Here is a 12,955-nt window from a genome sequence, read left to right as displayed (position 1 = left end):
CATGGATTTACTTGGACGTATAAAAGATAGTGGTGTAGTAGCTGTTATTCGTGGTTCACAACCAGAAAATATTGTAGAAATCTCAAAAGCTTTAAGTAGAGGGGGGGTTAAGGCATTAGAAATAACAGTTGAAACACCAAAGGTATTGTCCTTGATTGAACAAGTATCTGATGAACTAGGTGATGACGTCATTGTCGGTGCAGGAACAGTCCTTGATCCTGAAACGGCAAGAGCAGCAATTATGGCGGGTTCTAAATTTATTTTTTCACCGACTGTGAATCCAGAAACTATTAAACTAACAAAACGATATGGTGTTGTAAGTATTGCTGGAGCATTAACACCTACTGAAATTCTTACAGCATATGAAAATGGAGCTGACGTAATTAAGGTATTTCCTGCTAATGTATTTGGCCCGAAATATTTAAAAGATCTAAAAGGACCTTTGCCACAAATCCCTTTAATGCCAACAGGTGGAATTGAGATAAGCAATATTGGTGAGTATATAAAAGCCGGTGCAGTAGCTGCTGGAGCCGGGAGTTCACTTATTAACACAAGGATTCCTTTAACGGAAGCTTATTTAAAAGAAATTGAAGAGACTGCATCAAATTTTGTTAAAGAAGTGGAGAAAGCTAGAAGCAATATGTAAGTAAAAAGGATGTCCTCCTTAATTGCTAAAGTTTTAGTAATTGAGGAGTAGTTAAAATATTGTATATTAAAATACGAAACATACCCGGAGAAAGTAAGGGGGAGAAAAGATGACTAAAATTAAAGCGCTTTTAGTAAGCGCTATCCTTTCAACAATGGTTTTGTCAGCATGTGGCGCAGAGAATGATACACAAATTATAAAAGTTGCGAATTATTTTGCATCAGATCATTCTCAGAACATTGCCCTTAGAGAAGTGTTTAAACCGATGGTAGAAGAAAACTCGAATGGACAGTTAACCGTTCAAATATATGATAACAATCAATTAGGAGATGAACAGGCTTTTACAGATAGTGTTCGAATGGGAACAGTTGAAATGGGTATTGCAGGTATGGCACTACAATCTACCAATCCAATGATCGGTGCAGTCGAATGGCCATTTTTATTCGAGAGCTATGAACAAGCAAATGAAATTTTAAATGGGCCAATTGGTGATCAAATTGGTGATGCATTTAGAGAGTTGAATGTGGAACCGTTAACATGGACGGCTAATGGTTTCCGTGTTGTTTCAAGTGATCGACCTATTGATGAGATGGATGATTTTAGAGGGTTTCGTTTACGGATGCCAAATGTACCGATTTTCTTAGATGTAGGAGATGCACTGGGTGCTAATGTTCAGTCGCTATCAATCTCAGAAGTATTTACCGCACTGGAGCAAGGGGTAATAAATGGCCAAGAAAACCCTTATGCAACACTTGTTCAATCAGCATGGTATGAGGTGCAAAGCCATGTATTAGAAACGTATCACATGTTTAGTCCTAATGTGTATTTAATGAACTTGCATTTTTGGGATAACTTAGATCCAGAGTTACAAGAAATTGTTTCCGAGGCTGCACAAGAAGCGTCACAGTATCAGTGGGAGCTCGCCATACAATCTGAAATTGAAATGAAAGAGTATCTAGAATCAGAAGGAATTGAAATTATCGTTCCATCTGATGAATTCAGACAACAATTGGTAGATGCAATGGACCCTGTTTATGAGAAGAGATTTGAACAATATGACTGGGCAGAAGAATTCATTAATTCTATTAGGAATTATGAGTCAGAATAGCAAGAGTGATTGTGGAGGGGTGAATGATGGGAAAGGTTCTAAATGGATTAAATAAGTTATTAAACGGAATTATAGCATTGTTCCTGATGACAATGGTTTTCCTCGTTTTTTCTAATGTTGTTTTACGGTACTTATTTGATTCCGGAATAACTTGGTCGGAAGAACTAGCTAGGTTTTTGTTTGTTTGGGTCGTCTTTTTAGGAGCAATTGTTGCTTATAAAGAGAAAAGTCATTTAGGAGTCGATATCTTTATAGGTGCATTGCCAGCGAAGGCGCAGAAAGTACTATATATTTTTATAAATTTAGTTGTTTTAGTTGTACTCGTGGTCGTTATTCATGGAGGATATTACTTAATGGAAATTAACCATACGAATTACGGGCCTGCAACTGGAATTCCACTTTCGTTTATCTTTTCTGCAGGAGTACTAGCCGCAGTTGTGATGGCAATTATGAGTATAATGCAAACGATACGATACGTTGTTTATGGACAAGACCTTCCGTCATGGGCAGCAGAAAACAAAGATCCGTTAACAGAAAAAGGGCGGTGATCAACCATGATTTGGATCTTTTTAGGAGTATTATTTTTCTTTCTTTTTCTCGGAGTTCCAGTTGCATTTTCAATGATTGTTAGTGCAATTGCAATGTTGTTAGCGCTTGGTATTTTTGATACAAGAATAATTGCACAAAACCTTGTAATAGGCGCGAATAGTTTTCCACTGATGGCCATTCCGTTTTTTATCCTTGCTGGTGAAATCATGAATGCGGGTGGAATTTCTAAACGAGTTGTAGAATTTGCATCAACTTTAGTTGGGCATATCCGAGGAGGATTAGGTTATGTAACGATTCTTGCAGGTGTAATGTTTGCGGGCTTGTCGGGTTCTGCAGTTGCTGATACAGCCGCACTTGGTGCAATTTTAATCCCGATGATGGCTGCTAGAGGGTATAACATTAATCGAGCAACAGGTTTAGTGGCTTCTTCAGGGATCATTGCACCAATTATCCCTCCAAGTATTCCGTTAATAATGTTTGGGGTAGTAGGTGGAGTCTCTATTACACAACTATTTATGGCAGGAATTGTACCAGGAATTTTATTCGCTGGTGGGTTAATGATTGTTTGGTACTTTATTGCCAAGCGCGATAATGCTGAAGCACTTCCAAAAGCTTCTAGAAAAGAGAGAATCCAGGCATTTACCAAAGCAATTTGGGCATTATTCCTTCCTCTTATTATAATTGTTGGTTTACGTGGAGGTATTTTCACACCTACAGAAGCGGCTGTAGTTGCTGTGGTTTATGCGTTACTTATTAGTTTTACTGCATATAGAGGCGAGCTAAAGATAAAAGATCTTCCAGCTGTGTTCGTTAATGCAAGTAAAACAACGGGAATAGTTATGTTTTTAGCTGCAGCTGCAATGGTTACAGCTTGGTGTATAACCGTAGCTCAAGTTCCTGCAGAGTTAGGAGAATTCTTAAGTGGCATTACTACAAACCCAATTTTATTACTTCTTCTTCTGATGGTGTTCTTATTGCTTGTTGGAGTTGTTATGGATATGACCCCTGCGATATTAATTTTCACACCAGTATTGCTTCCAATAGTAGTGGAAGCAGGAATTGATCCAGTCTATTTCGGTATCTTGATGGTTATGAATTTATGTATCGGATTAATCACACCACCAGTTGGAACTGTTTTATATGTGGGTTGTAGTATAAGTAAAATAAGTATTGTTGACATTACAAAAGGGATTTGGCCTTTTTTACTTGTTCAAATTACGATACTTGTTCTATTAATCTTATTCCCACAACTAGTAACTGTTCCACTTCAATGGTTTATTAACTAAAATAATTACAAAGGATGGTATTATAAATGAAAGATGTATTGGTAACGACAGAAGAGTTAACTGGTTTAGTAGTAAAAAAATTAACAAAAGCAGGCATTAATGAAGAACATGCCGGTATTGTAGCTGATGTATTAGTTCATGCGAATTTACGTGGCGTGAACTCTCATGGTGTATTACGTACGGAACATTATGTCAAGCGTATTACCGAAGGCGGGATTAACCCATCACCTAAGTTCAGTGTAAAGGATACAGGTCCAACAACAGCTATTTTTGATGGAGATGATGGTTTAGGTCATGTAGTCACAAAAGAAGCAATGGACTATGCGTTGAAATTAGCGGATAAAAACGGAGTAGGGATGGTTGCTGTAGTGAATAGCAGTCATTGCGGTGCCTTATCTTATTTTGTAGAACAGGCTGCTGACCGAGGAATGATTGGAATGGCAATGACGCATACAGATAAAGTTGTGGTGCCTTTTGGAGGAGCAAAGCCATATTTTGGAACGAATCCTATTGCGTATGGATTTCCTGCTAAAACGAAAAACCCTATTATTCTCGATATGGCGACTAGTAATGTAGCATTTGGAAAAGTACTCCACGCACGAGAGGCTGGACAGACAATCCCAAACAATTGGGGGGTAGATGATAACGGGAATCCAACTACTGATCCACATGATGTGAAAGCCTTATTACCAGTAGGAGGCCCAAAAGGGTACGGCCTTGCAATGGTTATTGATATTTTCTCAGGTCTGTTAACTGGATCTGCATTTGGACCACATATTACAACTATGTATGGAGATTATAGTAAAAAGAGAAAGTTAGGTCACTTTGTATGTGCCTATAATATTTCTGCTTTCACTGAAAAAGAAGGTTTCTTAGCGAATATGGACCAGATGATTCAAGAAATTCATGAAAGTCAACCAGCTGAAGGGTTTGAACGAGTTATGGTCCCAGGTGAACCTGAACAATTAAACGAAGCAGATCGCAGAAAAAATGGAATCCCGTTAACAGCATCCGTATATCATTATTTAAAATCTTAAAATACTAATTATAAAAAAGAAAACACGTGCTCGGATTAGCATGATTCGCCTTCTATGAGGATATCTCATAGAAGGCTTTTTGGTGTAAGGATTCTGTATACTACATAGAGATAATGAGAGATTTATTATCTAAACTAGTGCTGAGAGCATTGACACTCTAGAAAAGCTTATTGTTTTCCACTACAGCAATTGAATTTTTTGTTTCGGTTGGGTTTAAATCTTGATTGTAAAGACTTGTTTTACGATTGTCTGTTATAAGATTTTGGAAAATACTGAATTAATACTAGTTTGAAGAAGTTTTGGAATATAGCATTTTTAGTCGAACTTTGACTTTGATTGTAGGTTAGGGGGAGAGTAATATTCATATGTTGGAATTTATTGTACAATAAAAAACGAACTTCGAAAGGTGGTAGATTATGACGGTCCAAACTAGGTCCATCTCTTTAACTAAGAATATACAAGTAAAAGATGGTTCTCATATTCTTTATTTCTATGATTCAGATGAACGGTATATGGAGAACCTTGTTTCTTTTATTCTATCTGCTAAAGCGATGAATCAACATGTGATTATCATTGAGAGTTTTGATACATATAATGAGGTATTAAAAAGGTTAGGTCATCAAACAGAAGAATTAGGAATTGATGAAGTTTTGCATTACAAAAATAACATCGAATTTTACCAAACATATGGTGATTTTAAATTTGAAAGAGCGTTAGAAAGTTTTAAAATAGCTGTTCAGCCATTTGTGGATCAGGAGCTTTCTGTTCGAGTATGGGGCAAGGTTGCCTGGAAAGATCTGACCTACGATAGGGATGATATGAATCGGTATGAATGTGAGTGTGATTTAACGGTTAGTGAAATTGGATATATGACCGTTTGTGTATATGATGGCAGAGAAGTACCAGCTTCTATCCAAACAGAAATGATGAGAAGTCATCCTTATTTAATGACGGATCAAGACCTAGTGAAGTCCTCTTTATACAATCATAAAGATCATACGGTTTTTCCGTCACTAGCAGCTCAAAAAAAATCGAATCAGAGCTCGATTTTTACCGTCAGAAATTAGATTTTATCCATGTGGTGGCGCATGAAGTACGTAATCCACTTACTGTAATCAAGTCATTTGCAGCTATTCTTAAATCCGAATTGTCAGATCCGGATATTCAGGCAAAGTTAAGTTTAATTGAAGATTATTCTGTTGCCATTGATCACGAAATTCATCATATTATCCAAACGGAACAAATGCTAACGACTGATACATTGTGGAAAACAAAACTTATTAAAGCTTTGCCAACGATACAAGAAGTGGTAGAAGTTATGTCTATAAAAGCAAGAACACAGAATATTGAGCTTCATTCGAGTCTAGAAATTCCACCAAATACAATAATAAATGGGAACATAATGGGCGTTAAATTAATTATCTCTAATTTACTTAGTAATGCGATTAAGTATAGTCATGAGGGAGATCCAGTAACAATTGAAAGTTTTATTAAGGATAAATGTTTACATATACATATTATAGATAAAGGTGTTGGCATGACACCTGAAAACATAGATAGATTATATCAAAAGTATCAAAAAATTAATCAAGAAGTGGCAGGGCAAGGAATCGGGTTATTTATGGTGTATCAAATTGTGAAACACTTTAAAGGAAACATAGATATTGAAAGTGAGCTAGGAAAAGGGACGGAAGTAAAACTTTCTTTTCCGTTTTAAAAATAATTTTAGAAAAGCATTTGCATTTGATGTGTGGATGCTTTTCTTTTAGGTTGGTTTAGATTCTTTTTTTGGTATAGTCTCGAGTCTATCACTTTTAGATTAATAGAAAGGAGTAATTTAAAGAGATAGAATTTTCAAAAAAGATTAATTGACAAGCAATTCAATCGTTACTATGATTGGATTGTACAACAGGAAAAAATATAACAGGTAGTATAAATTATTTCTTAGGAGTGATGGTTCATGACGGTTGATGATTCTTTTAAATTAGAGACGCTGGCTATTCATGCGGGACAGGAAATAGATCCGACGACGATGTCTCGTGCTGTTCCTTTATATCAAACTACTTCTTATGGCTTTAAAGACACAGAGCATGCTGCTAATCTATTCTCATTAAAGGAGTTTGGGAACATTTACACACGATTAATGAACCCAACAACCGATGTGTTTGAACAAAGGATTGCTGCATTAGAGGGGGGAGCGGCAGCGTTAGCTACAGCATCTGGACAAGCAGCTATTACTTATTCAATTTTAAATATTGCTGAGGCAGGAGATGAAATTGTATCGGCATCGAGTTTATATGGAGGAACCTATAATTTATTTGCGAATACGTTGCCGAAGTTAGGAATCAACGTTATTTTTGTAGACCCAGAAGATCCGCAGAATTTCAAAGATGCGATAAGTGATAAAACCAAAGCGATCTATGCAGAGACAATTGGTAACCCAAAAGGGGATATATTAGATATCGAGAAAATTGCTAACATTGCTCATCGACATCACATACCATTAATTGTTGATAATACGTTTCCTAGTCCTTATTTATTACAGCCGATCAAGCATGGAGCTGACATTGTTGTTCACTCAGCGACCAAATTTATCGGAGGACATGGGACTTCTATTGGCGGGGTCATAGTTGATAGTGGAAAGTTTGATTGGGCTTCAAGTGGGAAGTACTCTGGATTAACAGAGCCAGATCCTAGTTATCATGGAGTCGTTTACACAGAAGCGGTTGGTCCAATTGCCTATATTATTAAGGCTCGTGTTCAATTGTTACGAGATATGGGCGCAACTATTTCACCGTTTAATTCGTTTTTATTATTACAAGGTTTGGAAACGCTTCATCTGCGAATGGAAAGGCATAGTTCTAATGCTCTAGAAGTGGCGAGGTTTCTACAGGAGCACAATGCTGTTGAATGGGTTAATTACCCAGGTTTAGAAAGTCATCCTTCGTACGAATTAGCCACGAAATATTTGCCAAAAGGACAAGGGGCGATCTTAACGTTTGGAATAAAAGGAGGAGTGGAAGAAGGAAAGAAAGTCATTCAATCTGTTCAGTTATTTTCACATTTAGCTAATGTGGGAGATTCAAAATCTCTCATTATTCATCCGGCTAGTACGACTCATCAACAGCTTTCCAAAGAGGATCAATACACAGCTGGAGTCACACCGGGGATGATTCGTCTATCTATTGGAACGGAAGCCATTGAAGATATTATAGCTGACCTAGATAGAGCCCTTAAGCAGCTTTAGCATAAGAATATCGATGTGAAAGCACTTCGAAACGTTTACGAGGTGCTTTTTTCTATTCATTTTATGTGTCATTTGAATGACTTAGCTGAGTATATAGACGAATGTTCATTAATTGTAAGCGTAACCAAAAATGTACTTCTCGAATAATGACGAATAAATATTTTGGATTTTACGCTTTTTTATATTGTTATATAGCAATGAATCGCCTATAATTCAAATTAGTAAGAAATGTTAAAAAATTTGACATGTTAGGGGGAGTCTATGTGAGTGAATTAATCAATTGGCTCAATGGTGTATTGTGGAGTACACCGATGATTATTTTTTGTCTAGGCGTTGGCTTGTTATTTTCTATTTTTACACGGTTTCTACAAGTTAGACATGTGAAAGATATGGTACGCCTAACGTTCCGTGGCAAAAGTTCTTCTGCCGGGATCTCTTCATTTCAGGCTTTGGCCATCGCGCTTTCTGGGCGAGTCGGTACCGGTAATATAGCAGGTACGGCAACGGCGATTGCGTTTGGGGGACCGGGGGCGGTTTTTTGGATGTGGATGATTGCATTTATTGGTGCATCTAGTGCATTTATTGAATCTACACTTGCTCAAATGTACAAACAAAAGCAAGATGGACAGTATCGTGGTGGGCCTGCTTATTATATCGAAAAAGGGATTGGCTGGAAGTGGTATGCTGTTATCTTTGCCGTTGCAACTTTACTAGCTATGAGTCTGCTTATGCCAGGTATTCAATCCAACTCTATTGCCGTTGCTGTAGAAAATGCCTTTTCAGTTAACACCTATATTACGGGTATTATTTTAATTGCTATTATTGGTATTATCATTTTTGGGGGTATCAAACGGATTGCAAATGTAGCACAGTTTGTCGTTCCTTTTATGGCTGTGGCTTACATTATGCTTTCTTTGATTATTGTGCTAGTTAATATTGCGGAATTACCAGCAGTGATTGGATTGATTTTTAGTAGTGCATTTGGCGCGGATGCTGCATTTGGTGGGATTATCGGTCTTGCTATTTCTTGGGGCGTTAAACGTGGAATTTATTCAAATGAAGCAGGACAAGGAACGGGCCCGCATGCGGCTGCGGCGGCAGAAGTTTCCCACCCTGCAAAACAAGGACTTGTTCAATCGTTCTCTGTTTACATCGATACACTTTTAGTTTGTTCGGCAACAGCATTTATGATTTTATTTACAGGAATGTACAATGTAGAAGGGCCAGATGGGGGTTACATTGTCAATAATATTAGTGAAATCCCAGCAGGAGCAGGTTATACACAAGCAGCCATTGAATCTGTCCTTCCTGGATTTGGTGCTTCCTTTGTTGCGATTGCATTATTCTTCTTTGCTTTTACGACGATTATGGCGTATTACTATATGGCAGAAACCAATGTAGCATATTTAATACGTGGGAAATATAAAAAGTATGGTATGTTCTTACTAAAAGTGGTTCTGCTTTTAGCGGTATTTTTTGGAGCAATCAGAGAGGCAGATTTGGCATGGGCGCTTGGAGATGTAGGTTTAGGTTTAATGGTTTGGTTAAATTTAATTGCTATTTTAATCCTTGCAAAGCCTGCTTTACGAGTATTAAAGGATTATGAAGAGCAGAAGAAAGCAGGAAAGGATCCTGTGTTCGATCCTAAAAAATTGAATATAAAAAATGCCGATTATTGGGAATATGAATACGAAGAGGATCAAAAGAAGAACAAAGATAAGCTTTCTAGTTAGATAAGAATTAAAGGATACCCGGCTTCTAAATTACATTGTTTAGAAGCCGGGTTTTGTAATTAGTTTTCAAAAAGGGGTGCCATAGATTCACGTAGGGTTTTGACAGAATGATTGAATTGATTTTTTTCCTTATCATTCAGTTCAATTTCTAAAATGTTTCGAATTCCGTTACGATTAATAATGGTTGGAACTCCGATGTAAATATCGTTATGTTCATATTCGCCAGTGAGGTAAGCAGATACTGGGAGAACGCTATTTTCGTTTTGTAGAATGGCTCTCGTTATTCGAACTAAAGACATCCCGATTCCATAATAAGTTGCTCCTTTTCTTTCGATGATATGATAAGCCGCATCACGAACATTTTCGAAAATTTTATCTAGTGCTCCAGTGTTATAGGTGTCATTTCTTTCTATATAAGATTCAAGTTTATCCATTCCGATTGTAGTATGGCTCCATACAGGTAATTCTGTATCACCGTGTTCACCGATAATATAGGCATGGATGTTTCGTGGGTCAATTTCAAAATAGTCGCCTAACATATAACGTAACCTAGCTGAATCTAATGTAGTTCCAGAACCGATCACACGTTCTTTAGGTAATCCGGATTCCTTCCATGTTACATAAGTCATAATATCAACTGGGTTCGTTGCAACTAAGAATATTCCATCAAAGCCGCTTTTCATAATATGACCAACTATTTGTTTAAAGATTGTAGTGTTTTTGGCAACTAAATCTAGTCTTGTTTCTCCAGGTTTTTGAGCTAGGCCAGCTGTGATGACAACTAAGTCTGCTTGTTGGCAGTCATCGTAAGTGCCGTTCCACACTTTCATAGCAGTTGGAGCGAATGGGAGACCGTGATTAAGGTCCATTGCTTCTCCTTCTGAACGTAATTCATTTACATCTATAAGAACCAATTCTTCTACAACACCCTGGTTAATTAAAGAGTAAGCATAGCTACAACCTACTGCACCTGTGCCGATAAGGACGACTCGATTTACTTTTCCGTTCATATAGAAACCCCTCCTGCTTAATCAACGTCAGCCTGTTTTTATCAAGTTAATTTCTTTACAATTTGAGTATAACATCAAATTGTGAATTATTTCACATGAGATTGTGAAATAATTGTGGAATAATTCACATGTGTATTTGCTTGTTCTCTGTTTGAATTGGTGATTTTGTTAACTTTAATCACACTTATAAAAAGAAATTTGTATTTAAGAAGGCAATAGTGGGGTGTGAGTGTTATATGTAAACACATATATAGAAAGTACTAAGGAAGTGGGGATAATCAAAGGTTCTTCTATTTGTATTTTAGTTGTGATTGTGGTATAGTAATAAATCTCAGTGAGAAATTTTTGCATTCTATCAGCCTGATAAAAATCCTGCGCGGAATTGATTGTTATGGTGAAGTTTATTCTGACATTTCTACATAATATTAACTCTATAAAAAAAAACTATTGGAAAATGTTGCACAGAACAGAGTGGTGTGTTATCATTACTGATGTCGATTGCGTTGTGCGTAGGAGACGTCGAAGTTTGATTAAAGTATTTTGATTCTAATTAGAATCTATTTTATGGGGCCTTAGCTCAGCTGGGAGAGCGCCTGCCTTGCACGCAGGAGGTCAGCGGTTCGATCCCGCTAGGCTCCACCATTAAAGAATACGAGGCGGCGTAGCTCAGCTGGCTAGAGCGTACGGTTCATACCCGTGAGGTCGTGGGTTCGATTCCCTCCGCCGCTATATATCTTTTATTATGGAGGAATACCCAAGTCCGGCTGAAGGGATCGGTCTTGAAAACCGACAGGCGGGTTAAACCGCGCGGGGGTTCGAATCCCTCTTCCTCCGCCATACTTTGGACATGTTAATTTTTGTTGGGCTATCGCCAAGCGGTAAGGCAACGGATTTTGATTCCGTCATGCGTAGGTTCGAATCCTGCTAGCCCAGCCAATGCGGAAGTAGTTCAGTGGTAGAACACCACCTTGCCAAGGTGGGGGTCGCGAGTTCGAATCTCGTCTTCCGCTCTTTCATAAAATGTTTTAGTCCTGCCGGGGTGGTGGAATTGGCAGACACACAGGACTTAAAATCCTGCGGTAGGTGACTACCGTGCCGGTTCAAGTCCGGCCCTCGGCACCAAAAAAAAGAAGCGCCCTTAGCTCAGCTGGATAGAGTGTTTGACTACGAATCAAAAGGTCGGGAGTTCGAATCTCTCAGGGCGCGCCATTCTTATTAGAGAAAACGGGAAGTGGCTCAGCTTGGTAGAGCACCTGGTTTGGGACCAGGGGGTCGCAGGTTCAAATCCTGTCTTCCCGACCAGAAAGCATTGGCTTCTATGAGATACGAGAAGAGGAAGAGACATCTAAGTGCGTCATCTATTAGAAGATTTAGAAAATATTATCCATGCGGGTGTAGTTTAGTGGTAAAACCTCAGCCTTCCAAGCTGATGTCGTGAGTTCGATTCTCATCACCCGCTCTTATTACATGACTGTGGGCCTGTAGCTCAGCTGGTTAGAGCGCACGCCTGATAAGCGTGAGGTCGGTGGTTCGAGTCCACTCAGGCCCATTTTATTCCACAGTAGCTCAGTGGTAGAGCTATCGGCTGTTAACCGATCGGTCGTAGGTTCGAGTCCTACCTGTGGAGCCATTAGGCCCGTTGGTCAAGCGGTTAAGACACCGCCCTTTCACGGCGGTAACACGGGTTCGAATCCCGTACGGGTCACCAACACAAATGGAGGATTAGCTCAGCTGGGAGAGCACCTGCCTTACAAGCAGGGGGTCGGCGGTTCGATCCCGTCATCCTCCACCATGGTTTTTTTAAATAAAACGACGCGGGGTGGAGCATGAAGCAAAACATCGTCGAGAAAGCTTCGACATGTCTTGACGCAACCACCACAAAGCGTTACTAGAAGAGGAAAAGACAACTTCTTTGAAAAAGCAACATCCGAATACTATATAACGACGCGGGGTGGAGCAGTCTGGTAGCTCGTCGGGCTCATAACCCGAAGGTCGGCGGTTCAAATCCGTCCCCCGCAATTACCTTTGGTCCGGTAGTTCAGTTGGTTAGAATGCCTGCCTGTCACGCAGGAGGTCGCGGGTTCGAGTCCCGTCCGGACCGCCATTTTAAATGAAGTTTGATATGGCTCAGTAGCTCAGTCGGTAGAGCAATGGACTGAAAATCCATGTGTCGGCGGTTCGATTCCGTCCTGAGCCACCATTTGCCGGCCTAGCTCAATTGGTAGAGCAACTGACTTGTAATCAGTAGGTTGGGGGTTCAAGTCCTCTGGCCGGCACCATCAAACATCATGAACTACATCTTTGAAAAAACAGCAAGAGCCATTAGCTCAGTTACGAGC

10 protein-coding genes and 17 tRNA genes are annotated in these 12,955 nt (G+C 39.0%); 26 read left to right on the top strand and 1 reads right to left on the bottom strand.

Annotated elements, in window-relative coordinates:
- The first annotated feature begins 1 nt into the window (after position 1).
- The 9 genes from LQ50_RS16950 (at position 2) to LQ50_RS16910 (ending at position 9,606) form a co-directional block, all read left to right on the top strand.
- Positions 2-646 carry a bifunctional 4-hydroxy-2-oxoglutarate aldolase/2-dehydro-3-deoxy-phosphogluconate aldolase gene (locus LQ50_RS16950; RefSeq protein ID WP_034631570.1) on the top strand — a complete coding sequence of 215 codons (645 nt, stop codon included), beginning with the start codon at positions 2-4 and terminating at the stop codon, positions 644-646.
- Positions 647-755: 109 nt separating this feature from the next.
- Positions 756-1,754, top strand: coding sequence for a TRAP transporter substrate-binding protein (locus LQ50_RS16945; protein ID WP_034631568.1), 999 nt, complete (start codon positions 756-758; stop codon positions 1,752-1,754).
- A 26-nt stretch (positions 1,755-1,780) separates the two neighbouring features.
- Positions 1,781-2,302 (top strand): TRAP transporter small permease, encoded by a 522-nt coding sequence (locus LQ50_RS16940; protein WP_034631566.1) that lies wholly within the window; start codon positions 1,781-1,783, stop codon positions 2,300-2,302.
- A gap of 6 nt (positions 2,303-2,308) precedes the next feature.
- Positions 2,309-3,589: a TRAP transporter large permease gene (locus LQ50_RS16935; RefSeq protein ID WP_034631565.1), complete on the top strand. Its 1,281-nt coding sequence runs from the start codon at positions 2,309-2,311 to the stop codon at positions 3,587-3,589.
- A 26-nt stretch (positions 3,590-3,615) separates the two neighbouring features.
- Positions 3,616-4,626 carry an ureidoglycolate dehydrogenase gene (allD, locus tag LQ50_RS16930; protein ID WP_034631563.1) on the top strand — a complete coding sequence of 337 codons (1,011 nt, stop codon included), beginning with the start codon at positions 3,616-3,618 and terminating at the stop codon, positions 4,624-4,626.
- A gap of 416 nt (positions 4,627-5,042) precedes the next feature.
- Positions 5,043-5,693, top strand: a complete 651-nt coding sequence (locus LQ50_RS16925) for an MEDS domain-containing protein (RefSeq protein WP_034631561.1) — start codon at positions 5,043-5,045, stop codon at positions 5,691-5,693.
- An 11-nt stretch (positions 5,694-5,704) separates the two neighbouring features.
- On the top strand, positions 5,705-6,343 hold the full coding sequence (locus tag LQ50_RS16920) for a sensor histidine kinase (RefSeq protein WP_034631559.1): 639 nt from the start codon (positions 5,705-5,707) through the stop codon (positions 6,341-6,343).
- A 243-nt stretch (positions 6,344-6,586) separates the two neighbouring features.
- The gene (locus tag LQ50_RS16915; protein WP_034631557.1) at positions 6,587-7,873 is read left to right on the top strand and encodes a homocysteine synthase; all 1,287 of its coding nucleotides are present in this window, start codon (positions 6,587-6,589) and stop codon (positions 7,871-7,873) included.
- A gap of 263 nt (positions 7,874-8,136) precedes the next feature.
- Positions 8,137-9,606, top strand: coding sequence for an alanine/glycine:cation symporter family protein (locus tag LQ50_RS16910; RefSeq protein ID WP_152608244.1), 1,470 nt, complete (start codon positions 8,137-8,139; stop codon positions 9,604-9,606).
- 59 nt (positions 9,607-9,665) lie between these two features.
- Here LQ50_RS16910 and LQ50_RS16905 read toward each other — a convergent pair whose 3' ends face one another.
- A complete protein-coding gene (locus tag LQ50_RS16905; protein ID WP_034631553.1) occupies positions 9,666-10,616 on the bottom strand; it encodes an L-lactate dehydrogenase in 951 nt (316 codons plus the stop codon).
- A gap of 566 nt (positions 10,617-11,182) precedes the next feature.
- Between LQ50_RS16905 and LQ50_RS16900 the strand changes: the two genes are divergently transcribed.
- The 17 genes from LQ50_RS16900 to LQ50_RS16820 all read left to right on the top strand — a co-directional run bounded on the left by LQ50_RS16900 (position 11,183) and on the right by LQ50_RS16820 (position 12,895).
- Positions 11,183-11,258, top strand: a tRNA-Ala gene (locus LQ50_RS16900).
- Between the two features lie 13 nt (positions 11,259-11,271).
- Positions 11,272-11,345, top strand: a tRNA-Met gene (locus LQ50_RS16895).
- Between the two features lie 15 nt (positions 11,346-11,360).
- Positions 11,361-11,453, top strand: a tRNA-Ser gene (locus LQ50_RS16890).
- 24 nt (positions 11,454-11,477) lie between these two features.
- A tRNA-Gln gene (locus LQ50_RS16885) sits at positions 11,478-11,552 on the top strand.
- A 2-nt stretch (positions 11,553-11,554) separates the two neighbouring features.
- Positions 11,555-11,626 (top strand) — tRNA-Gly (locus tag LQ50_RS16880).
- A 23-nt stretch (positions 11,627-11,649) separates the two neighbouring features.
- Positions 11,650-11,738: transfer RNA gene (locus tag LQ50_RS16875), tRNA-Leu, on the top strand.
- Positions 11,739-11,748: 10 nt separating this feature from the next.
- A tRNA-Arg gene (locus LQ50_RS16870) sits at positions 11,749-11,825 on the top strand.
- 16 nt (positions 11,826-11,841) lie between these two features.
- Positions 11,842-11,918, top strand: a tRNA-Pro gene (locus LQ50_RS16865).
- 86 nt (positions 11,919-12,004) lie between these two features.
- Positions 12,005-12,075: transfer RNA gene (locus tag LQ50_RS16860), tRNA-Gly, on the top strand.
- 16 nt (positions 12,076-12,091) lie between these two features.
- Positions 12,092-12,165: transfer RNA gene (locus LQ50_RS16855), tRNA-Ile, on the top strand.
- A gap of 6 nt (positions 12,166-12,171) precedes the next feature.
- Positions 12,172-12,246, top strand: a tRNA-Asn gene (locus LQ50_RS16850).
- A gap of 3 nt (positions 12,247-12,249) precedes the next feature.
- A tRNA-Glu gene (locus tag LQ50_RS16845) sits at positions 12,250-12,324 on the top strand.
- 8 nt (positions 12,325-12,332) lie between these two features.
- Positions 12,333-12,408: transfer RNA gene (locus tag LQ50_RS16840), tRNA-Val, on the top strand.
- Between the two features lie 153 nt (positions 12,409-12,561).
- Positions 12,562-12,635: transfer RNA gene (locus LQ50_RS16835), tRNA-Met, on the top strand.
- Positions 12,636-12,643: 8 nt separating this feature from the next.
- Positions 12,644-12,720, top strand: a tRNA-Asp gene (locus LQ50_RS16830).
- 20 nt (positions 12,721-12,740) lie between these two features.
- Positions 12,741-12,816 (top strand) — tRNA-Phe (locus LQ50_RS16825).
- 3 nt (positions 12,817-12,819) lie between these two features.
- A tRNA-Thr gene (locus LQ50_RS16820) sits at positions 12,820-12,895 on the top strand.
- The last annotated feature ends 60 nt before the right edge of the window (positions 12,896-12,955 follow it).

Origin of the sequence: Halalkalibacter okhensis, from assembly GCF_000787375.1 — a bacterium.
GTDB lineage: Bacteria > Bacillota > Bacilli > Bacillales > Bacillaceae_D > Halalkalibacter > Halalkalibacter okhensis.
Note: the sequence above shows the minus strand (reverse complement) of the source record. Positions and strands in the feature narration are given on the sequence as shown.